The organism is Colwellia hornerae (assembly GCF_007954355.1).
Classification (GTDB): Bacteria; Pseudomonadota; Gammaproteobacteria; order Enterobacterales; family Alteromonadaceae; genus Colwellia_A; species Colwellia_A hornerae.
The window spans coordinates 26,531-50,306 of sequence record NZ_VOLR01000001.1 but is presented as its reverse complement, the minus strand read 5'-3'; the positions used below and the strand labels follow the sequence as shown (position 1 = coordinate 50,306).

Genomic DNA, 23,776 nt, shown 5'->3' with positions numbered 1-23,776 from the left:
GTTATGCGCTTGTACAAGAGCCAACAAAGTTAGTTGCTACTTGATCTTCAACAACATTATATAATGCTTCAGCGTTATCAGTAGATTTTTGTGCGATATCATTACGTACTGCATTGATTATAGCGTTGTGACTTGTTGCTTCACATCCACGTAATTCTAACATTGCTGTTAAATATTCGCCTTCACCAATGGCTACTTCTTGCTCAAGTACGGGTAAAGTTGCTTGGATAAACATAGCTGTTTTAGCTTGATTACTAGCACAAGAATTTTGCGAAGAAATATTTGAACTTACTGCTGTTGTACCTAAATCCCAAATAATATTCGAAATTGCTGCAGCAATGCCATGAGAAGGAAATACCATTGCACCAATACCGCAGTCTTGCCAAGGATTTAATTTTTTAGTATTGACTGTCTCAGCTGCTGCAGAGTTCATTGTTGCTAGTGTTAAAGCACCAACGATAAGAGATGTAATAATTGCTGTTTTCATGTTATTTACTTCCTTGATTTATTGTTATTAGTAAGACCCATGTCTTAGTAGCATTATAAGTAATTGAAAATTATAATGCTATTCATTTTTATAACATTAAATTTACTTTAAATTATAATCTTATTAAATAATTCCTTAAGCATTAGCAGTAATTATGGGAATCAAAAATACCACTAGATGACATTTAGCAATAACTGATAAAACAGCCTATTTATCGGTAAAAAAACTCCGTTTATAGTGGTTAGACAAGCTTAGTACTGGATAAATTGCACTTAATTATAGAATAATGTTGTTGAGAAAATGAACTTACATATTTATTTAGGGTCTATTTAATCAATAAAAAAAATTAAGCTAACCCTCGCTTAACGAGCAATTATATTAAATTAAAATCAAAGGGTTATAAAAAACCGTTAACAAGGAGTGTTACGATACTAGGTTATAAACTTGCAGTTGCTGCTTCGATTATCTTTCATATACTTGTTGTTTTACTGTTAAGTAATACTAGCGATAAACCGAACGATATTTTGATCAAAACGCCAAAAAAAACACCTATTAATAGTTTTATTTATTTAAAACCGATTGAAAAAAAGATAGAAAAAATAGCCAGAGTCCCCGTTACTAATGAGCAGATAAAAGCATCACAAAAAACGCCCTCCATCAAAGAAGCGCTTCAACCATCGATTAAAAACGTGGTACAACAAAAGACATTGACTAAATCATTAAGCCCTTTAAAAGAAGCGATTACGACTCCACTAGCAAGTCAAGAGCGGGCCTTAGTAAAAAATGCTACAAAGTTACAAACCTTATCCCGCCTTAAAGATAAAATTAACCAGCAAATAATCAACCAAGCCATGCAAAACTTCGCAAAACCTAATACCGGCTCGCTAATGCATGGTACACCAAGTTATGTACCACACTCTTTTGTAGAAGATACTGAAAAAAAGGTTATTGCCTCAACACCTAGTCAGGTAGGAAATGGCTTTAGTATTACCAAAGGTGATAATGGAACTTGTACTTTAACTGAAGATTTATCGCTTATTGGCCTGCAAGGTAAAACGACATCACGCTTTGGCTGTGGTTTATCAAAAGATGAGCAAAACTTTAAAAGTCATATGAAAAATGTGCTAAAAAAATTAGGAAAATAACTAAGAGGAATAATTTATTGATCCTTTTGCTTTAATATAGACGATTATCGAAATGCAGAAAATTAGACCTTTCTACTAGTATCATTAAATTGAGGGGATTATTTCTTACTATTATCCTCTGATACCCTACCTACATAACCATTGCGACTAAAAACTCTATTAGTTATCACTGCAATGAATAGTACTTATTTAATCAAATGATTCGTAGTAGCCCAAAAATCAGGTAAACTATAAGCAAAATTTTTCCTTGCTAATGATGATAATGTTATTAGCCCATTAGAACTAGAGAGAGTTTTAAATGAGTCTATATTTAGAGTACATTAAAGAAATTGAAAATCGTAAGAATGAGCTAGGATTAGCTCCTCTGCCAATTGATTCTGCCGGTCTATTATCAGAAATCATTGCTCAAATTAAAAATTCTGCAAGTGAACATCGCGAAGATTCGCTTAACTTTTTCATTTATAACACTTTACCAGGCACGACAAGTGCTGCAGGTGTTAAAGCTGTATTTCTAAAAGAAATAATTTTAGCTGAATCAGTTGTTGCAGAAATCACCCCAACATTTGCCTTTGAATTGTTATCTCACATGAAAGGCGGCCCTTCAATTGAAGTACTTCTTGATTTAGCATTATCTGATGACGCAGCAGTAGCGAAACCAGCGGCAGAAGTTTTAAAAACTCAAGTATTTTTATATGACGCTGATACAGCACGTCTTGAAGCTGCATTTAAAGCAGGCAACGCACTGGCGAAAGATATTTTAGAAAGCTACGTCCAAGCTGAATTCTTTACTAAGTTACCTGAAGTTGAAGCAAAAGTTGAAGTAGTCACTTATATTGCCGGTGAAGGTGATATCTCAACTGATTTATTATCTCCAGGTCATCAAGCACATTCACGTGCTGACCGTGAATTACATGGCCAATGCATGAGCACGCCAGAAGCTCAAGCAGAAATTAAAGCATTACAAGTTAAGTACCCTAAAGCGAAAGTCATGCTTATCGCTGAAAAAGGCACTATGGGTGTTGGTTCATCTCGTATGTCGGGTGTTAACAACGTTGCACTATTGGCAGGTAAACAAGCAAGTCCATATGTACCGTTTATTAACATTGCACCTATCGTTGCGGGTACTAATGGTATTTCTCCAATCTTCTTAACAACCGTTGATGTAACTGGCGGTATTGGTCTTGACCTTAAAAACTGGGTTAAGAAAGTCGATGCAAGTGGCAACGCAGTTGTTGATGCCAATGGTGATGCCGTTTTAGAAGAAGCATACTCTGTAGCGACTGGTACCGTATTAACTATCGATACCAAAGCGAAAAAATTATACAACGGTGACAAAGAGCTTGCGGATATATCTTCAGCCTTTACACCACAGAAAGTAGAATTCATGAAAGCTGGCGGTTCTTACGCGGTAACATTTGGTAAGAAATTACAAACGTTCGCAGCTGAAACACTTGGCGTAGCAACACCACCTGTATATGCCACTTCAAAAGAAATTTCTCATGAAGGTCAAGGTTTAACCGCCGTTGAAAAAATCTTTAATAACAACGCAGTTGGTGTAACATCGAACACACCATTACATGCAGGCTCAGATGTTCGCGTTAAAGTAAACATTGTTGGCTCTCAAGACACAACAGGTCCTATGACATGTCAAGAGCTTGAAGCTATGGCAGCATCGACTATTTCTCCGCTAGTAGACGGTGCATACCAATCAGGTTGTCATACAGCGTCAGTTTGGGATAGCAAAGCTAAAGCTAACATTCCTAAATTAATGGCATTCATGAACAAGTTCGGTCTTATTACTGCACGTGACCCGAAAGGCGTTTACCATGCAATGACTGATGTTATTCATAAAGTATTAAATGATATTACCGTAGACGATCGCGCAATCATCATTGGTGGTGACTCGCATACTCGTATGTCTAAAGGTGTAGCCTTTGGTGCTGACTCGGGTACAGTAGCAATCGCGCTTGCCACAGGTGAATCGGCTATGCCAATCCCTGAGTCTGTAAAAGTTACTTTTAAAGGCAAGATGCAAGGCCACATGGATTTCCGTGATGTAGTTCATTCTACTCAAGCGCAAATGCTTAAGCAATTTGATGGCGAGAATGTCTTCCAAGGTCGTATCATTGAAGTGCATATCGGTACATTATTAGCTGACCAAGCATTTACCTTTACTGATTGGTCTGCAGAAATGAAGGCAAAAGCCTCAATCTGTATTTCTGAAGATGAAACATTAATTCAATCACTTGAGCTTGCTAAGAGCCGTATCCAGATAATGATCAACAAGGGTATGGAAAACGAAGCGAAAACACTTAACGGTTTAATCGCCTTAGCTGACCAACGTATCGAAGGGATAAAATCAGGCACTACGCCAGCATTAGCACCAGATGAAAATGCTAAATACTACGCGGAAGTGGTAATTGATTTAGATATTATCGACCAGCCAATGATTGCGGATCCAGATGTAAACAACGACGATGCTTCTAAACGTTACACCCATGATGTTATTCGCCCTGTTTCATACTACGCTGATAAATCAGTTGACTTAGGCTTTGTTGGTTCTTGTATGGTTCACAAAGGTGATATGCAAATTATCGCTCAAATGTTCCGTAATATGGAAGCACAAGGTAACAAGATAGAATTTAAAGCTCCATTAGTTGTTGCACCACCAACTTACAATATTGTTGATGAGCTTAAAGCTGAAGGCGATTGGGATATTTTACAAAAATATTCTGGTTTCGAATTTGACGATGCTGTACCTAAAAATGCTGCACGTACTAAGTACGAAAACATCATGTACCTTGAGCGCCCAGGCTGTAACTTATGTATGGGTAACCAAGAAAAAGCTGAACCTGGTGACACGGTTATTGCAACATCAACACGTTTATTCCAAGGTCGTGTTGTAGCAGATACTGCTGAGAAAAAAGGTGAATCGTTACTTGGCTCTACACCATTAGTTGTGCTTTCCACAATGCTTGGTCGTTTCCCAACAATCGAAGAGTATAAGTCAGCAGTAGAAGGTATCGATTTAACACGATTCGCTCCTCCTACACATGAGATGACGACTAAGTACACTGCACCAGCAGTACCGATTAAAGTAATGTAATTAGCTATATAGAGTCCTTAATGGGGACTCTATTTTAAGTGATACATTAAAATAGACTTAGAAATATCAGGGTTATTTATTTTGGTTGAGTGAGGTAAAACTTACTATCAACTAAAATAAGTAATCCTTTTTTATTTTAATCTTCTAGTTATTAAAAATGGCACAGCAATGCAAGGACTATACTCACTTAACTGGGTCTGTAATTAAGTGAGCACGTCAGAGAAGTTTACATTGAACAGAAATGCTTCTACTGACTAGCGCATTCAATATTAGCGGATAACGAAGGCATAATTAAATTTGGAAACGATTTTCTGTCATCAAACTTTTCAATACCTTTTAACACTTCAATGGTAAAACCATAAGTGCCACAAATCTCGTAAGACTGCCTCATCATAAAAGTAGCCAGTTTATCAAAATGAGTATCAGACTTAGGATTCACCGCTAAGTGATATTTGTTGTCTGACAATTTTGTTTGTTTAAACTGGATATTGTGATCAAAATCCCATTGTGAAGTACCGTTTTCAGAGACAATATTGGTACAAGCAGATAGAGCAAAACAAGTAATAGCTAAAGTAAATAAACGCATAATAAGTCCTTTTCAAATAATAATTTATATTATAAAACAGCTGTACTTTACCATCGACGTACAAGGATGGACTAATGCCAAGAAGGCATAGCGGCGATGGTGCTGCGACATACCACTCATCCTAAACATAAAAACCAGCAAGATGCTGGTTTTTATATGAAGCTAGTCAAGCATTTACAAGTGCTTTTCTAAGAATTCACCAACCACCTTAAATGCTTCTATACGGTTCTCATTTTCATCAAGATAATGTGTACCATTAGCAAACTCAACAAAATCAATATCTAAATCAGCGTCTTTAGCTGCATCATAAAAATCGTCAGATTGGCTAAACCTTACCTGAGTATCATGTTTACCATGAATTAATAGTATCGGTGCTTTTATCTGATTAAGATAGTTAATCGCAGAAGTCGCTTTAAGCCCAGCAATAATCTTATCATCCGTTGGGTTACCAATGGTTTTATTAATAAAAGGTCGTTTAGATTCGTATCTATATTCATCTTTTGCTAACTCAAGTAAGTCACCAATCCCCGCTATACTGGCAATACATTTAAATTGCTTGGGTCTTTGAAATGCCGCCGTTAATGCCACATAGCCGCCGTAGCTAGCGCCAACAATACAACTATTATTAGTATCAACCAGTTCAGTCTCTGCTAACCAATCTATCGCCTCATAAATATCATCTTGCATACGTTTACCCCACTGTTGGTAACCAGCGGTTTGGTAAGCGTTATTAAAGCCGGTAGAGCCACGAAAGTTAACTTGCAGTACCGCATAACCCTTACTGGCGAAGTATTGCACAAACGGACTAAAGTATTGGTAATCTCTTGATTGTGGACCACCATGAGGGTGAATAATCAATGGTGGCTTTTTATTATTACTCATTGGCGTTGTTGGCAACGTTAAATATCCGTGTAATGACATGCCATCAGATGCTTCAAACTGAAACGGTTGAACGCTAGCCAGCGGCTTGCCTTCTAAATATGGGTATTGACTGATCCAAAAACCACCCGATTTTTTAGTCAAATCTAACCAAAAAAACTTAGGGGGTGAATTATCACGCTGAGCCGCCACTAAAATTTTCTTTTTATCTTTACTCATACTGTAAATACTGGCTTGGTATTGCTTGAAACTGTTTTTTACGATGTTATAAATTTCAGTGTCGGCATCAGTAAAAAAATGATTTTTACGGTAGTGCTCAATATAAATAGCACCAATAACTTCATTTCTATCCGCATTAAAAATGGCACCTTCTACGGCATAGTTATCATTAGCATATAAAAGTTTATCGTATTTTCCTGACTTAATATCATATTGCCAAAGTGCATCTCTGTGTACCTTGTGATCAGAGATAACAATCGCTTTGTCATCACTAACCAGAATAGGAGAAAAGGTTTCACCTTCGAATGCTTTTTTAGAGTGTAATAATTTCCACTCGTCAATATTGTCTTTTCTGTACCATATATTGGTAATGGTACTGTCACTATCGTCAGAGCCTACACCCAGTACTACATGCCCAGCTTTATTAGCAACCCATTTATAAACGTTATATTTATTAACGAATAACTTTTCGAATTTATTTTCATAAATATTAACTTTATAAACAGATTGTCCTTTATCTTTAGGAGAGTACATTTGTAATAATACAAACTGTTTTTCTGCTTTTAGTAACGAAACAACTTGTTGAGAGCTGTTTAAGTCATACATAGCGATTTCTGCACCGGTTAAGCTGCGAAGGTTTGCTGCACGATTTAATTCAATTAAGTTACTGCCGTCAATGTTAACCGAAAATAATCGATTAACCCGAAATCTATCACCCCATTGCTTTTTAGAGTAACTCGAGGATACTAGCAAACGTTCATTATTTGCCCACATGACCGAGTCTATTCTGTCTTTGGATTTTTTAAGACTAACAAGTTTAACAATGTCACTTGAGCCAAAGTCACTCATCACGACCGATGGACCATCCTCACTGTTAAATATTCCAGCAATATGTTTGCCATCCGGTGATACGGTAGGTTCTTGGATTATCGGTAAATGACCAAACTCCTTATAGCTTAAGCTTTGTTTTTCGGCATGACTTAGAAAGGCCACGCTGAGCAATAGAATAGTGATTATTATTTTTTTCATTATGGCATCCTAGCGACTTGTTGATTAACGGTATTTATCATTATCGATAATACGATAAAAATGATTTACCCATATCTTTACAAATTATTTACAAAATTACCAGTAAACTTACTATATTATTAATAAAGATATACCTAGCTAATAATGACTTTGGTTATTGAACAAAAAGTGATTGATAAGCATGATCAGAAAAGCGAAAACATAAGGTATATCGCTGAGTCTCACTAGATAGCTTAGTTGTGGTGGGTTATGACTTAGACACTGAGTTCAGTAAAAATTAAGCGCTAACTAAAATAATAAGCCATAAAAAATGCCATTCACTATCAATAGTGAATGGCATTTCAGCATAAGTGCGGGGTTATTGTTTACTTAAAAACAATAATTATTTCTTTTTCTTTACCGCTTTTGCATTGGGTAAGTCAGTAATTGAACCTTCAAAAATTTCAGCCGCTAAGCCAATAGATTCATTTAATGTTGGATGAGCATGAATGGTTAAACCTATATCTTCTGCATCAGCACCCATTTCAACGGCTAGACAAATTTCGCCCAACATTTCGCCTGCGTTGATACCAACAATAGCACCACCAAGAATACGACCCGTTTCTTTTTCAAAGATTAATTTAGTTTTACCTTCAGTACGTCCAGAAGCGATAGCACGACCAGAAGCTGCCCAAGGGAAGTTAGCCACTTCAATGTTTAAACCTTGTTCTTTAGCTTCAGTTTCAGTGACGCCAGTCCAAGCCATTTCAGGATCAGTATAGGCGACAGAAGGTATGCAGCGTGGTTCAAAGGTATGCTTTTTACCTGAGATAACTTCTGCTGCACAATGCGCTTCATGAACCGCTTTATGTGCAAGCATAGGTTGGCCTACAACATCACCAATCGCGAAGATATGAGCAACGTTGGTACGTAATTCATTAGAAACATTGATAAAGCCACGCTCATCAACATTAACGCCCGCTTTGTCAGCGGCAACTAAGTGACCGTTTGGCTTACGGCCAACAGCGACTAAAATCTTGTCGTAACGTACCGGTTCTGCTGGTGCTTTTTTACCTTCAAAAGTCACATACAAACCGTCAACTTTCGCTTCAACAGCAACAACTTTTGTCGACAACATAATGTTGAATTTTTTCTTGTTGTAGTTAGTATAAATTTTAACGATGTCTTTATCTGCAGCAGGTACTAATTGATCAGCAAATTCAACAACACTAACGTTTGAGCCGAGTGCAGCATAAACTGTACCCATTTCTAAACCAATAATACCACCACCCAACACTAACATTTCACCAGGAATATCGTGAAGTTCTAAAGCACCAGTTGAGTCCATAACGCGCGGGTCATCACTTGGAATGAAAGGTAAGTCGATAACAGAAGAACCCGCAGCAATAATAGCGTTATCAAAAGTAACGGTTGTTTTCTCGCCGTCATTACCTTCAACTTCAATGGTTTTATCTGAAGTGAATTTACCATAACCGTAAACTGTAGTAACTTTACGTGCTTTAGACATACCACTTAAACCGCCAGTCAGTTGAGCGACAACACTGTCTTTCCAACCACGGATTTTATCTAAATCGATTTCAGGCTTACCAAAAGTAACCCCGTGTGAAGCCATTGCAGCGGCATCATCAATAACTTTAGCAACATGAAGTAATGCTTTTGATGGGATACAACCCACATTTAAACAAACGCCACCTAATGTTTTACGGCTTTCAATTAAGACTACATCTAAACCTAAATCTGCAGCACGGAATGCCGCTGAATAACCACCAGGGCCTGAACCTAATACTACTACTTGAGTTTTAATTTCGTTACTCATGTTTACCTCAATTAACTTGTTGTTTTGTCATTTATCGCTTTCCAAGATGGAAAGCCATAAATATAAAATTATTTTCTACTTTGCTGGGCGGAATTTTACTTAAACTCCTACCAAAGTACCATCTTTAATCGCGTCTTCTTTGACCAAAGTAGTAAAAAGTGAGAAGCACTTTGGCATTCTCACTTTTATCTTAGCGTCAAAGCCTCTATAAATTATAAGATCAATTGACGAATATCAGACATTACACTGGCTAAGTGTACCGTAAAGCGCGCGGCTAATGCACCGTCGATAACACGATGATCGTATGACATTGATAATGGCAACATAAGCTTAGGCTCAAAGTCCTTACCATTCCACTTAGGTTTTATTTCTGATTTTGAAACACCTAAAATGGCCACTTCTGGGGCATTAACAATCGGCGTAAATGCCGTACCACCAATACCACCAAGGCTAGAAATAGTAAAACAGCCACCTTGCATATCGGCCGCTTTTAATTTTCCATCTCGTGCTTTCATGCTAATTTCTAGGAGTTCACGAGAGAGTTGATGAATACCTTTTTGGTCTACATCACGTACTACCGGAACTACCAAACCATTAGGTGTATCAACAGCAACACCAATGTGAATGTATTTCTTGAGAATTAAGCTTTCTCCATCTTCACTCAAACTTGAGTTAAAGGCAGGGAATTCACGTAGAGCATCGGCAACCGCTTTTAAGATAAAGACTAGTGGCGTGATCTTAAAACCTAGTTTTTTCTTTTCACAGATTACATTTTGTTCTTTACGAAAGGCTTCAACATTAGTGATATCAGCTTCATCAAATTGAGTAACATGTGGAATAGTTACCCAATTACGATGGAGAAATGGACCTGATATTTTTTGAATACGCGTTAGTGCTTTCGTTTCAATTTCGCCAAATTTAGAAAAATCGATAGCCTTAGCACTGACCACCTGTAAACCACCTTCACCCGCAGCAACAGAGCTACCAGCGTTAGCTTTAGGTCGAGACAGTTCGTATTTCACGTAAGACTGTACGTCTTCTTTTAAAATACGACCTTTTCTGCCCGTTCCTTTAACCAAAGTTAAATCAACACCATATTCACGTGCAATACGACGAATCGATGGCGAAGTATAGATACTCCCCGATGAAGCCACTTTACCCGCTTGTGGATGATGTGGAACAGGAGCAGCCTTTGCTTGTTGTGGCGCTGGTTTAGCTGTTGGTGCTTCAGCAGCTTTTTCAGCGACAGGAGCAGGAGCAGCAGCCTCAACAGGTGAGCCACTTGACGTTTCAAGCTTAATAACAATAGCGCCCTGCTTTACTTTACCACCAACGCTAACCAGTACTTCTTTAACAGTACCCGCATGTGTAGAAGGCACATCCATGGTAGCTTTATCAGTTTCTAAAGTAATTAAACCATCTTCAACTTCAATAACATCACCAACACTGACTAAAACATCGATAATTTCTACTGCACCGTCCTCACCAATGTCAGGAACAGCAATATCAATAATTTCGCTTTGTGCTGATACAGCCGCTTTAGCAGGAGCCTCAGCAGGTGCAGGAGCTGACTCAACTTCTGCAACAGTTTCTTCTACAGCTTCTGCCGGCGCTTCATCTGTAACTTCATCTGTAGCTTCAGCTGTTTCGGGTGCTGCTTGCGATGATGTCATTTCAGCAATCACATCACCTTCTTTAATCTTATCGCCAACACTAACCATTAATGCTGATAACTTTCCAGCAAATGGTGCGGGTATATCCATTGATGCTTTATCAGTTTCAACGGTAACTATACCTTCGTCTGCTTCGATTGAATCACCAACAGCAAAACAAATTTCAATAATTTCTACTTCGTCGCCACCAACATCAGGGACTAGAATTTTTTGACTATCTGACATATTAATTCTCCTAGTCTGCTTATGCGTAAAGTGGGTTAAGTTTTTCAGTATCAATGTCAAAGCGTTTGATCGCTTCAGTGACCACTGAACGTTTAACATCACCACGATTAGCTAACTCAAATAACGCAGCAACAACAATATAAGCAGCATTCACTTCAAAGTGAGTACGTAAATTAGCTCGACTATCACTACGACCAAAACCATCGGTACCTAAACAGCGATATTCGGTGTCAATGTAGGCACGTACTTGCTCTGAATAGTTTTTAACATAATCAGTTGCTGCAATTGCAGGACCGTTTTCTCTAGTAATAATGTTAGCAATGTACGCTTGTTTTTGCTTTCCCTCTGGGTGAAGCATATTCCAACGGGCAACATCTTGTCCGTCACGGGCTAATTCATTAAAAGAGGTTACCGAGTAAACATCACTTGAAATACCGTAATCAGCACTTAAAATTTGTGCTGCTTCACGTACTTTTTCCAAGATAGTACCTGAGCCCATTAACTGTACGTTAGCTTTCGCTTTTTTCGCCGCTACGGTTTCAAGTTTATAAATACCTTTAATGATTTGCTCTTCAACCTCTTTATTTTCAGGCATCGCCGGATGTTTATAGTTTTCGTTCATTAACGTTAGGTAAAAGAAAATATTTTCATTTTCTTCATACATACGACGTAAACCTTCACGCACGATAACCGATATTTCATAACCGTAAGTAGGATCGTACGTCACACAATTAGGGATCAAACCTGCTTGCACATGTGAATGACCATCTTGATGTTGTAAACCTTCACCATTTAAGGTTGTTCGACCGGCTGTAGCACCTAATAAAAAGCCTTTGGCTTGGCTATCGCCCGCAGCCCAAGCTAGATCGCCAACGCGTTGAAAACCAAACATAGAGTAGTAGATGTAAAATGGGATCGTGGTCGCATTACAAGTAGAGTAAGACGTACCCGCGGCAACCCAAGACGCCATAGCACCTAATTCATTAATACCTTCTTGTAAAACCTGACCTTTTTTATCTTCACGATAATAAGCAACTTGGTCAGCATCTTGAGGAACATATTTTTGTCCTTCATTGGCGTAAATACCCACTTGGCGGAATAAACCTTCCATGCCGAATGTGCGCGCTTCATCGGGAATAATTGGCACAATACGTTTACCAATTTTTTTATCTTTTAATAAGGCATTTAAGACACGAACAAAGGTCATTGTTGAAGAAACCTCACGGTCTCCACTGCCTTTTAATATCGCATCAAAAACTTTCAGTGATGGAATTTCTAACGTTTCATCGGCTTGTACACGACGAGCAGGTAAAGAGCCGCCTAACGCTTCACGACGCGCTTTCATGTACTTGAACTCTTCACTGTCTTCAGGGAAGCGATAAAAAGGTAAATCAGCAATTTCATCGTCATTGATCGGCATATTGAAACGATCGCGGTAAAGCTTAATAGATTCAACATCCATTTTCTTGACGTTATGCGCAACATTCAATGCTTCGCCTGAGGCACCTAAACCAAAACCTTTCACTGTTTTCGCTAAAATAACTGTTGGGCGACCTTTAGTTTCTAAGGCTTTTTTATAAGCGGCGTAAACTTTAACCGGGTCATGACCACCGCGATTTAAACGGTAAATGTCTTCATCTGACATATTAGCAACCAATGCTGCTGTTTCAGGGTATTTGTTGAAGAAATTCTCACGGGTATATTTACCACCCTTAGCTTTACAGTTCTGGTATTCACCATCAACGGTTTCTTCCATAAGTTGTAAAAGTTTACCTGAAGTGTCACGGGCAATAAGCGCATCCCAGTAAGAGCCCCAAATAACTTTAACCACTTCCCAGCCAGCGCCACGGAAGGTACCTTCCAGTTCTTGAATGATTTTACCATTACCACGAACGGGGCCGTCTAAGCGTTGTAAGTTACAGTTAACAACAAATGTTAAATTATCTAAACCTTCACGCGACGCTAAACCAATAGCCCCTAATGATTCAGGCTCATCGGTCTCGCCATCACCTAAGTAACAGTAAACGCGTTGTGCTGAACAATCTTTGATACCACGATCGGTTAAATATTTAAGGAAACGCGCGGTATAAATTGCCTGTAATGGACCTAGACCCATAGAAACCGTTGGGAACTGCCAGAAATCTTTCATTAAATGAGGGTGAGGATAAGAAGATAACCCTTTACCATCACACTCTTGACGGAAGTTATCCATTTGAGATTCAGTTAAACGACCTTCCATAAAGGCACGTGCATAAATACCCGGAGAGATATGTCCTTGTGCGAAAATAAAGTCACCACCGTCTTTTTCAGAAGCCGCTCTGAAGAAGTGATTAAAACCGACATCGTATAACATTGCAGAAGAAGCAAAACTGCCAATATGCCCACCTAAATCTAAATCTTTTTTTGACGCACGAAGTACCAACACTAATGCGTTCCAACGGATAGCAGCACGAATACGCGCTTCAATCGTTTGGTCACCTGGCATATTAGGCTCTTGCCCAGGAGGTATGGTATTTACATAAGCTGTTTTTGCTTCAAAAGGTAAATGTGTGCCACTGCGACGAGCGCGGTCAATAAGTTTTTCTAAAATGAAATGTGCGCGATCTGGACCTTCATTTTCCAGAATAGAATCCATAGATTCCAACCACTCTTGGGTTTCCAATGAATCTAAATCAATTTTTGGGAGCTCAGACATAATTACTTAGTTTCCAATAGTTAGTAAGTATATATAGTTATCATTACTGTACATGTAGGTTTATTGCGCTTCAAAACTAGCACGATGGCGTTACTCATTCTTGCAATAGCAAACCATTGCTGCAAACGAATGCCTTGTCTCTATAATTTTGCACTGACACTAAACTTCCGCATCTTAAATTATGATAGCTATAAGTTAAATTTCTGTGTTTAAAGATAGTCAACTTTTGCATATTTACATGCTTTGATTAACGTTAAACGGTTATTTTCTAAATTTTATTTTGCAAGGTAATAGCTGTTAATATTCACTACGTTGCATTCTGCGCATTGATCTTTCCATGCGACTATCTTCTTGTGACATTTTTAGTAGCACTTCCTCTATAAAAGCGAGGTGACGGTGACTTGCCCCCCAAGCTTTTTGTGGCTGACCACTAATAATAGCGTCTAACAAGCGTTTTCTAAATTCAGCCATTTGCGCAAATATATCTGGACGCTTAGCTAAAACTGTTAAATTTTGCTCGATGTTATCAATCAATAAACTCGACATGCTGCGTGCTAAGTGCAAGGTCACCGCATTGTGCGATGCTGCACATATAGCAAGATAAAAGTCGAAAATAGCTTCGGCTTCTAAACGTAAATCATTTTCTAACTGGGCATTACCTATGCCGTCGTGTTTTTTCTGTATTTCAGCAAAATCATTTTCAGTGCCACGCATCGCCGCATAATATGACGACATACCTTCAATACCATGACGAAACTCTAAGAGATCAAATTGTGACTCTTTACTTTTCGACATTAATTCAAATAACGGATCAGACAAGCCTGATAAAATTTGGTCACTGACAAAGGTGCCACCACCTTGGCGACGATTAACTAAACCTTTCGCTTCCAGTTTTTGAATCGCTTCGCGTAACGAGGGGCGAGAAACATCAAATTGTTTTGCCAACTCGCGTTCAGGCGGTAATTTCTCACCCGCTTGCAAGCTGCCTTCAAGAATTAAGGTCTCTAGTTGTCGTAAAATTACATCCGACAACTTTGCTTGTTTAACTGGCTTTTGGATACCTGACAATGTCATAACTAACAGCCTAACCTATAGTTTTATTGGCTTAGAGTAAGATAAACTTAAAAAAGCAATTGAGCTTCCTTTGCAAATTATCTAAAAACCAAGAGGTAAATTGGTCTTACCAATCATAAAATTGGTGTAAAAATACCAAAAAAACCATATTTTGTAAAGAGAAGATAGAACAGCTGGCCGGATTTTCCAAGTACTATTTTAGAGCTCAAACTCCAAACGACCGTTTGAATAGTTAATAAAACAACTCAAATAAAAGCTCTTTATGGCTCACTATTCAACCAATAAAGTGGTCGTTAAGCTAAATTTCCTACACTGTTATTCTGGCTTTTATACGCCTTGTAATTCGATACCACTCAAAAAAATATAATAAAAATGATTAAGAAACGCTTTTAACATAAGGCTAGAATCGTCAAAAAGGGCTAAGTTCTCAATAAAAATAGCCCTTTAGAAAGTCTAGTTACCGGTAATTTATCCGCAATTAAAGCCAAACAATCATTACTTATTGGATTATTTTTTAATTTATAGCTTTATCTGACCAATCTAAACGAATATCCCACCCCTCTACTCGATGTTCTGGCTCTAACGGCGCAACGGATTCATCGATTGTCTTATGAACGTTAATTGCAGGCGTAATATTGACATCACGGCCATGAATAAAACTCTGCGTTCTAACAATTTGGGTATAGGCTTTATTCATCGCATAAGCACGTTGCTTGGACGGGGTAATTAACGTGTAAACATCCGCTTGCTTTACTTTTTCCTTGTCAACCGAACCATCTTCTTTATACCACTTGCTGTGCATTTCCATGTTTTCTCGAAACTCATTACCGCCACCATTAATTTGCAAATATTGTAAAATCTCCCCTTCCTGCTGACCTATCGATGGTGCATCTTTCATGCCTTTCAAATCAATATAGCCCCAACCTGCTCGTCCGGTTACTTTTCGTGGAAAAGCAAACGTTTGATCAATCGTGGTTCCTATGGCGGAGTGACAGCCCATGCAATAAAAAGTTTCTTCGTAAGATTGAGGTCGCAACTCACCGTTATAATCTTCAATGTAGCCTTGAATAAGCCAGCCAAATTTATTATTAAAGCCACGGTCTTTAACGCGTATATAACTTGGTAGTTGCTCATCAAGTTTCTCTTTTCGCTCTCGCCGATAAGCACTGTCTATTGCCGAGTCATTTAATAACTGCGTTTTAGTCATATAGCGCAATTCTTTCATCCGTTGCGGAATAGTGGTTTCACCCTTTGCATTTATACCCACATAACGCACTGAATGCATAATTTCTGTGTTAACTGGGTATTGCTGACGAGGCACTTTAATCTGCTGAGCGTCGCCAACAAAGTGCTCTTGAGCAAACAATAATTCAACTTGGCCGGTTAATTGACCATCCATATTTAAGTCACTGTTGAGTTTTGTTTCATCGGCTGGAAAAATATCTATTTGTGGTAATGCCTTGATACTCATTTCAACTAGCGAAAGATTAATTAAATAAATATCTTCATTATACTCACCGTTAAGTTGCCTAAACTCAGCAGACAAGCGAATTAATACATCATCTGTGGCGCCATTGGTTGGCCAAAAGGTTCCTGGAAAGGGCTTGTAATTAAACGCCACCCAACCAGTACCATCTTTAGCAATACCTTTCTCATTAAAGGCTTCACCGGCTAAATTATAGTTTTTCAAGTCAGGAATAAAACCTTGCCAGCCATTATCTTTTAATGTTGTTGATAATTGACTGTAGTTATCTTGATCTATGTATTGTGCTATTTGTTCATCAGATATTTTTGCTGTCCAAGGTTCACGGTTAACAAATAGGTTTTTCCAGCTATTACGCTCACCTTCATCTGAAAAGTTGTAAAGCCCCTGATTAACACCATCATTACGTAAATTATTGCGAGAATTGTCAGTTTCACTATGACTATAGGTTTGATGGCAGGTGTAACAGGGATTGTTACTTCCTGCAGTTTTGGTATAACACTGCGATGGAATGGGGGCTTCTTCATTAAAGCTACCATTAGCTGTTGGCGTAATGATTTCACTCGTGTCAACATCGGGCAATAAGTCCTGAGCCATTTTTTCACTTTTTGATAAACTCGAAAAACCAATAAAAGAAATCGTCATTAGTAAACTAAATATTAACACGTAATTTTTCATAAACTTTAATCGCCCCTCATTTATATATTCAGTAAATTATACAAGGCTTTTATTACAGTTATTTGAAGCACACGTTCATATTTTCTTAACAATAAAGTCAAAAAGACGTCACCTAATTGTCACACCCCGATATTACTTTAATAGCGTTTTTACACATAACTCTAGGAAGATAGAAATGCTGAATCTAAAAAAAAGAAAAATAGCGACATTAATAGCAGTAATTCTCGGTTCGTCAATGTTAGCGGCCTGTGGTGGAGATAACGGTGCGGATGGCACAAGCGGCACTAATGGCACTATTGGACTAAACGGTAGTAATGGTACTGATGGTACTAATGGCTCAGATGGTTCGGATGGTAGTAACGGTTCTGATGGACAAAATCTAACGGGCGCAGCTAAATTAACCCGCTTAGCCACAGTGCCAGTAGGTGCAGAAATTACTGGTATGTTTTTAACTGATAACGATGAACTTTTCTTTAATGTGCAACATCCTTCAGATCTGTCAGGTAACGAAACGCCAGCAAAAGTGGGTGTAGTAACAGGATTTGACTGGAGTACCCTTGACCCTATGACTGAGAGCTTATCGGTGCCTACAACAGATACAGAAAAAATGGCAGTACGTGTCGTTGCCGGAACTTACCAAGTTTTGGGTCAAGCGGGTGATACCTTAAATAACCAATTACCGCATGGTTTAGGTGCGATTACCACGGCCGATGAAGCCACTGAAATTAAGCAATCTCAAGATCCAGATTTCAATGCTTTCGTACCAACATCTGCCAGTGGTGACACAGGTTTTTTATTCACCGCATGGGAAGACCGGCCTGGCGCAATGAGCCGTATAGAGCTTTCGAAAGAAGACAGTGGCACTTGGACGATAGGTGATGCGATCAATGTTGATTTTTCAGGCGTATTAGGCACAATAATTAATTGTTTCGGTACACTATCTCCTTGGAACACACCATTAACATCCGAAGAGAACTACGAGGCTGAAAATACCGAGCAGTGGAATAATACCGCCTACTTAGATGGCTATCCTAACTATCCAGATGTTAAAAACTTACAAAGCTATTTAGCAAGTTCAACATTACCCAACCCTTATGATTACGGTTATATAATTGAAATTACCGACCCAACGTCAACGAGCCCAACCCCGGTAAAACATTTCACTTTAGGCCGTGTTGCCCATGAAAATTCAGTGGTCATGCCTGATTGGAAAACAGTTTACACCACAGATGATGGTTCCAATAAAGCCTTTTATAAGTTTGTTGCTACCAACGCCGGTGACTTAAGCGCCGGTACATTATATGCCGCTAAATTAACGCAAGACGCAACAAATGCGCCAGCAAAAGCCGGCTTTGATATTCAGTGGATTAAATTAGGTAGCAGTGATAATAGCGAAATAAAAACCTGGATAAATTCCTACAACGGTATTACTGAAGCTGATTATATTGAAGGTGAGACCAGCTATATACCGCAAGCAGAAATTGATGATTGGGCAATCAATGGCACTGGCGATGACCGCTACGCATTTTTAGAAACATTACGAGCAGCTAAAGCCAAAGGGGCAACCACTGAATTTCGTAAAATGGAAGGTGTGGTCATTAACTATGACGGTGTTGCCAGTGGCGCCGTACCTTATATGTATGTTGCTATGTCTTCCGTTGGAAAAGGCATGGTTGATAACGAAGGCGATATTCAACTTGATTCATCAGCTTACTGTGGCGCAGTCTATCGCTTTGGTGTGCAAACAGACTTTAACGTTAACCGCATGGAACCAGTCGTTGTCGGTGGCGCTTATAATTCAGACGGCGATGCCAATGGCAACAAATGCGATGTCAATGGTATATCCAACCCCGATAACTTAGCGGTGATGGACGATGGTCGCGTGTTAATTGGTGAAGACACCAGTAAGCATGTTAACAACGCCCTATGGATTTATAACCCTAAAGGTGAATAATCCTTAAAACTTCAGTATTATTTTTGATAAAGCCCAGCATGTCTGGGCTTTTTTTTATCTAAAAAATGACAAAAATATAGGTCTATTTATAGTGTTTCATCAATCGCTAAATGTCGATTTACTTTCACCATTAAAAAACGACGCAGCGATAAAAAATACTGACTCAATACTGACTAAACAGTGCCAAGTAAATACTAAGTAAATGCCATGGCAACTTAGCGTAAACAGCCGTTTTTTTAGGCAATTATATATATTATACCGTATATTTTATATCTTATTTGGCCAGGAAATACATTCTATGGTGGTATTGTACTATAGCGACATTTATAATTAGGCAAATCAGAATTAAACAAACAAATTCTATTGTAACTATCGCTACATAGTACCAAGTTGCTATGTAGTCATTTTGAGGAAGAGTATATGCTTTTTAATGGTTCGTTTAGCACAGACTGCCCAATTCGTCAGAAAATCCGTGAATTTTATCGTATTGATGAAAATATAGCAGTAGATCATATTCTACCTGTGGCAGAAGTTAATGTAAGTGCTAGAAGTAGAGCTTGGGAAAGAGCTCGTAAAATGGTTTTACAAATTCGTGAAGACCAGTCTGGGAATGGCGCAATTGATTCCCTATTAAAAGAATACTCACTCTCCAGTGAAGAAGGTGTGGTATTGATGTGTTTGGCCGAAGCCTTATTACGTGTGCCAGATAAGCATACTCAAGATGCCTTAATTCGTGACAAAATTTCTCAAGGTCAATGGAGCAGCCATTTAGGCAGCAGTGACTCACTGTTTGTTAATGCTTCATCATGGGGCTTATTAATTACCGGTACTATGGTTAACTATGCCGATAAACGCAAAAAAGACAGCTTTGGTTTATTGAAAAAAGTCATTGGTCGCTTAGGCGAGCCCGTTATTCGTAAATCGATGAACTATGCCATGAAAATAATGGGCAAGCAGTTTGTCATGGGCGAAACTATTCAAGCGGCAACCGTGCGTGCCGCCACGAAAGAACAGCAAGGCTATGTCTATTCCTACGATATGCTTGGTGAAGGTGCACGCACCATGGCGGATGCTGATCGTTACTTTAAATCTTATCAAGTCGCCATCGATGCGATTGGCGCGGTTGCTCGCGCTTCAGGAAAAAATGATCCTCGCCGCGTGCCCGGTATATCGGTTAAGCTTTCAGCGATTCATCCTCGCTACGAGTTTACCCACAAAGCCCGCGTAATGGCCGAAATTGTGCCAAAACTTAAAGCGCTTTGCTTACAAGCAAAAAGTTATAATATTGGTTTAACCGTTGATGCCGAAGAGTCTGAACGCTTAGATATCTCGCTTGATATTATTGAAGCGGTTTTTAGTGATAGCGAATTAGGCGATTGGACCGGTTTTGGTATGGCTTTACAAGCGTATCAAAAGCGTGCGCTTTTTGTCGTCGATTGGTTACGTGATTTAACGCTACGTGCTAACCGAAAAATGATGATCCGTTTGGTCAAAGGCGCTTATTGGGATACAGAAATTAAGAATGCCCAAAAAGATGGTCTTCAGCACTTCCCTGTTTTCACGCGTAAATCTTCTACCGATGTTTCTTACCACGCTTGTGCTAATAAATTACTGGAATACCGAGATACCATCTACCCACAGTTTGCCACGCACAATGCTTACACAGCGGCAACTATTGTTGAACTGGCTGGCGATGACAAAGAAGGTTTTGAGTTCCAATGTTTACATGGCATGGGCGATTCTTTGTATGACCAAATTGTTTCCAGTGAAAATATTCAATGTCGAATTTACGCCCCCGTCGGTCATCATGAAGAGCTTTTAGCCTATCTAGTCCGTCGTTTATTAGAAAACGGCGCTAACTCTTCTTTTGTTAATGCTATCGTTGATGAGTCTCAACCCGTCGAGTCTTTATTGGGCGATCCCGTTGAAAAAACCCAGCGCTTAAAAGACAAATATAACCACCAAATAGTCAAACCTATCGCCTTGTATCATGATGCGAAAGGTCTGGGTCGTGACAATTCTAAAGGGCTAGACTTAACCGATATTCATGCTATAGCGCCATTGAAATTGGCATTAGATAACTGGTTTACCGATCACCACATCAATGAAAATGATGTGCCTGCCGGCTCGGTAGCGGTTAAAAACCCCGCCAACCATAGTGAAGTTATCGGTTTCCATCAACATCACACTAAAGATGAGATGTTGGCGATGATCGACACCGCGCAAGCAACATTTGCTTCATGGTCGAAAACACCGGTATCTGAACGTGCCGATTTGTTATGCCGCGTTGCCGATATTCTTGAACGCCATATGGACGAACTTATCGCCTTATGTATTAAAGAAGCCGGTAAAATTGCTCAAGATGGTATTGATGAAGTTAGAGAAGCCGTTGATTTTTGTCGTTATTATGCCAACCAAGCAATTGAACTCGAAGAAGATGACCGTTTAGAAGCGCGTGGTGTGGTACTTTGTATCAGCCCGTGGAACTTCCCCTTAGCGATATTTTTAGGGCAAGTAGCGGCAGCCATTGCCACCGGTAATACAGTCTTAGCCAAACCCGCAGAGCAAACCAGCTTAATTGCCTTGCGCACCATTGAATTGATGGAGTCAGTGGGTTTACCTGAAGGTGTCGTGCAAGCGGTTATCGCGCGCGGTAGCGAAGTGGGTAGTGTTATTGTGCCCGACAGTCGCATTCAAACGGTTATGTTTACCGGCTCAACAGAAACCGGCACAATAATTTCGCAAACATTGGCTGATAGGGGTGGCGATCAAGTGCCTTTCATTGCTGAAACTGGCGGTCAAAACTGTATGATAGTTGACTCGACTGCTCTGCCTGAGCAAGTGGTTGACGATGTTATTTCTTCAGGGTTTCAATCGGCAGGTCAACGCTGCTCTGCGCTGCGCGTATTATTTTTACAAGAAGACATCGCTGATAATGTTATTACTATGCTTAAGGGTGCCCTAGCAGAATTACATGTCGGTAACCCTGAATATTTAAGTACTGATATCGGCCCCGTTATTGATGACAAAGCCCTGAGCGCATTGAACGCGCACAGTGACTATATGCAAACCCATGGTCAATTGTTATATCAGTGTGAAATATCAGCTGAAGTCGCTGGTAACGAGCATTTCTTTTTTGCACCTCGTCTTTATGAAATTAACGATATTAGTGTCCTTAAAAAAGAAGTCTTCGGCCCTTGTGTGCACGTTGTCCGTTTTAAAGGCAATGAAATCGAAGCGGTTATCGATAAAATTAATGGTACCGGTTTTGGCTTAACGATGGGAATTCATACCCGTATTGAACACCGTGCCTTTGATTTAGCTAAGTTGTCACGCGCAGGTAATGTTTATATTAACCGTAATATGATTGGCGCCATTGTTGGTGTCCAACCTTTTGGCGGTCGTGGACTTTCAGGCACTGGGCCAAAAGCAGGTGGACCCAATTACTTAAGCCGTTTAGTGATTGAAAAAGCGACACCCGATGCCGAACAATTTAACTTGTTGCCTTCGCAAGTAGAAGCCTTAGACGGTGATGACAAGTCAGATAAAGAATCAATTTTATTCATGGACAAGGCAAATGCCGCAGAAAAAGGCTGGCGTTCAACTGAGTTGAATACTCGTCTTTCTTGTGTTCGTCAATTGTTAGCTAAAATTGCCCATATTGATATTGTTGATGATTTAGCCGACGATTTAAATCTCACTTTAAAAGGCGCTCGTTCGCAGTTGATTGATATTGAAAAGCGTTTGAAAAAGCCAACCTTTTTACCGGGTCCAACTGGTGAGTCAAATGTCTTGTATTTGGAAAACCGCGGTAACATTATCTGTTTTGCTGATGCTACGGTGAGCTTTCACTTCTGGGTACTGTCTATTGTAACGGCGTTGGCGACCGGTAATACCGTAGTCAGTGTGGTTTCTGATTTGTATTATGATGAAGCCATCGCCTTTAGAGACAAGTTCTTATCAACGGGTGCCGATGAAGGTGTTTTTCAGGTTGCTCGCTTACGTCACTTATCAACGATGTTAGCGCATCCTGCTTTGTCAGGTGTTGTGGTCGACAGTCATTGTGACCGTAAACACTTTATCAGTGAAAAATTAGCTGAACGTCAAGGGGCGATATTGCCAGTGATCAGTTCAGAGTATTTCGATAATTTGATCCAGCGTCTATTAACTGAAAAAACCATCAGTATTGATACAACGGCATCGGGTGGTAACACCTCATTGATGACCTTAGTTGAAGAAGATTAGCCACTGATGGCCTAAAATTATGACCCGTTATGGGGCATTACTCACCAATAAAACCAAAAAGGGCATCATAAGATGCCCTTTTTTTGGATGTTTTTTCAAATAGCTGTCATCAACGCTGTTTATATTGCGTTGGGCAGTATCCTCTCGTAACATCGGCACTTCTTAGTTTTACATGCTTGGTTGAACGTCCACTTACTCTTTCGCGCCATAATCTAAAGCTGCTAGGTTTTAAGTGACTACGCATAAACTTAATAACATCAGGCTCTTGCAAACTAAACTGATGTTCTATTGCTTCAAATGGTGTTCTATCTTCCCAAGCCATTTCTATAATTCTTGACTCTTCGTCCATAGAAAATTGCATAAAAGGATCCTAAAGGTAATAAATAAACATAATCGTTATACGCGCCACTAATAAATAAAGACCATTAGCGCTTAACTTTTATCGATTAACTGAACGTTTGCCTATCCAGGCAGCGCTAATT

Annotated in this window: 13 protein-coding genes; 4 read left to right on the top strand and 9 right to left on the bottom strand. The window is 39.3% G+C overall.

The features are described from left to right. Window position 1: 1 nt before the first annotated feature. On the bottom strand, window positions 2-487 hold the full coding sequence (locus ESZ26_RS00150) for a DUF3015 family protein (RefSeq protein ID WP_146795865.1): 486 nt from the start codon (window positions 485-487) through the stop codon (window positions 2-4). 524 nt (window positions 488-1,011) lie between these two features. Between ESZ26_RS00150 and ESZ26_RS00145 the strand changes: the two genes are divergently transcribed. Together ESZ26_RS00145 and ESZ26_RS00140 are read left to right on the top strand one after the other, a co-directional pair. Further along, the gene (locus ESZ26_RS00145; RefSeq protein ID WP_146795862.1) at window positions 1,012-1,632 is read left to right on the top strand and encodes a hypothetical protein; all 621 of its coding nucleotides are present in this window, start codon (window positions 1,012-1,014) and stop codon (window positions 1,630-1,632) included. A 298-nt stretch (window positions 1,633-1,930) separates the two neighbouring features. Continuing rightward, window positions 1,931-4,738: a bifunctional aconitate hydratase 2/2-methylisocitrate dehydratase gene (locus ESZ26_RS00140; protein WP_146795860.1), complete on the top strand. Its 2,808-nt coding sequence runs from the start codon at window positions 1,931-1,933 to the stop codon at window positions 4,736-4,738. 247 nt (window positions 4,739-4,985) lie between these two features. Here the strand turns inward: ESZ26_RS00140 and ESZ26_RS00135 are convergent, their stop codons facing one another. From ESZ26_RS00135 to ESZ26_RS00105, 7 genes are all read right to left on the bottom strand, one after another. Then, a complete protein-coding gene (locus ESZ26_RS00135) occupies window positions 4,986-5,324 on the bottom strand; it encodes a hypothetical protein (protein ID WP_146795857.1) in 339 nt (112 codons plus the stop codon). A 174-nt stretch (window positions 5,325-5,498) separates the two neighbouring features. Beyond that, a complete protein-coding gene (locus ESZ26_RS00130; RefSeq protein WP_146795855.1) occupies window positions 5,499-7,451 on the bottom strand; it encodes a S9 family peptidase in 1,953 nt (650 codons plus the stop codon). A gap of 382 nt (window positions 7,452-7,833) precedes the next feature. Continuing rightward, complete coding sequence (gene lpdA / locus ESZ26_RS00125; RefSeq protein ID WP_146795852.1) at window positions 7,834-9,267, bottom strand: dihydrolipoyl dehydrogenase; 1,434 nt, start codon at window positions 9,265-9,267, stop codon at window positions 7,834-7,836. Window positions 9,268-9,479: 212 nt separating this feature from the next. After that, window positions 9,480-11,165 carry a dihydrolipoyllysine-residue acetyltransferase gene (aceF, locus tag ESZ26_RS00120; protein WP_146795849.1) on the bottom strand — a complete coding sequence of 562 codons (1,686 nt, stop codon included), beginning with the start codon at window positions 11,163-11,165 and terminating at the stop codon, window positions 9,480-9,482. A 19-nt stretch (window positions 11,166-11,184) separates the two neighbouring features. Beyond that, complete coding sequence (gene aceE / locus ESZ26_RS00115; RefSeq protein WP_146795846.1) at window positions 11,185-13,860, bottom strand: pyruvate dehydrogenase (acetyl-transferring), homodimeric type; 2,676 nt, start codon at window positions 13,858-13,860, stop codon at window positions 11,185-11,187. Between the two features lie 297 nt (window positions 13,861-14,157). Continuing rightward, window positions 14,158-14,919: a pyruvate dehydrogenase complex transcriptional repressor PdhR gene (gene pdhR, locus ESZ26_RS00110; RefSeq protein WP_146796360.1), complete on the bottom strand. Its 762-nt coding sequence runs from the start codon at window positions 14,917-14,919 to the stop codon at window positions 14,158-14,160. A gap of 529 nt (window positions 14,920-15,448) precedes the next feature. Further along, the gene (locus tag ESZ26_RS00105) at window positions 15,449-17,062 is read right to left on the bottom strand and encodes a hypothetical protein (RefSeq protein ID WP_211361189.1); all 1,614 of its coding nucleotides are present in this window, start codon (window positions 17,060-17,062) and stop codon (window positions 15,449-15,451) included. Window positions 17,063-17,270: 208 nt separating this feature from the next. Between ESZ26_RS00105 and ESZ26_RS00100 the strand changes: the two genes are divergently transcribed. Both ESZ26_RS00100 and putA read left to right on the top strand, forming a co-directional pair. Continuing rightward, entirely contained in the window at window positions 17,271-19,049 is a 1,779-nt protein-coding gene (locus ESZ26_RS00100; protein ID WP_146795840.1) for a PhoX family protein, read from the top strand. Window positions 19,050-19,469: 420 nt separating this feature from the next. Next, window positions 19,470-23,294: a bifunctional proline dehydrogenase/L-glutamate gamma-semialdehyde dehydrogenase PutA gene (putA, locus tag ESZ26_RS00095; RefSeq protein ID WP_146795838.1), complete on the top strand. Its 3,825-nt coding sequence runs from the start codon at window positions 19,470-19,472 to the stop codon at window positions 23,292-23,294. Between the two features lie 109 nt (window positions 23,295-23,403). Here putA and ESZ26_RS00090 read toward each other — a convergent pair whose 3' ends face one another. Next, window positions 23,404-23,655 carry a TIGR03643 family protein gene (locus ESZ26_RS00090; RefSeq protein WP_146795835.1) on the bottom strand — a complete coding sequence of 84 codons (252 nt, stop codon included), beginning with the start codon at window positions 23,653-23,655 and terminating at the stop codon, window positions 23,404-23,406. Window positions 23,656-23,776 lie beyond the last annotated feature (121 nt).

Coding starts and splice junctions, on each gene's coding strand:
- ESZ26_RS00150 (WP_146795865.1), bottom strand. CDS start 487: ATGAAAACAGCAATTATTACATCTCTTATCGTTGGTGCTTTAACACTA.
- ESZ26_RS00140 (WP_146795860.1), top strand. CDS start 1,931: ATGAGTCTATATTTAGAGTACATTAAAGAAATTGAAAATCGTAAGAAT.
- ESZ26_RS00135 (WP_146795857.1), bottom strand. CDS start 5,324: ATGCGTTTATTTACTTTAGCTATTACTTGTTTTGCTCTATCTGCTTGT.
- ESZ26_RS00130 (WP_146795855.1), bottom strand. CDS start 7,451: ATGAAAAAAATAATAATCACTATTCTATTGCTCAGCGTGGCCTTTCTA.
- lpdA (WP_146795852.1), bottom strand. CDS start 9,267: ATGAGTAACGAAATTAAAACTCAAGTAGTAGTATTAGGTTCAGGCCCT.
- aceF (WP_146795849.1), bottom strand. CDS start 11,165: ATGTCAGATAGTCAAAAAATTCTAGTCCCTGATGTTGGTGGCGACGAA.
- aceE (WP_146795846.1), bottom strand. CDS start 13,860: ATGTCTGAGCTCCCAAAAATTGATTTAGATTCATTGGAAACCCAAGAG.
- ESZ26_RS00105 (WP_211361189.1), bottom strand. CDS start 17,062: ATGACGATTTCTTTTATTGGTTTTTCGAGTTTATCAAAAAGTGAAAAA.
- ESZ26_RS00100 (WP_146795840.1), top strand. CDS start 17,271: ATGCTGAATCTAAAAAAAAGAAAAATAGCGACATTAATAGCAGTAATT.
- putA (WP_146795838.1), top strand. CDS start 19,470: ATGCTTTTTAATGGTTCGTTTAGCACAGACTGCCCAATTCGTCAGAAA.
- ESZ26_RS00090 (WP_146795835.1), bottom strand. CDS start 23,655: ATGCAATTTTCTATGGACGAAGAGTCAAGAATTATAGAAATGGCTTGG.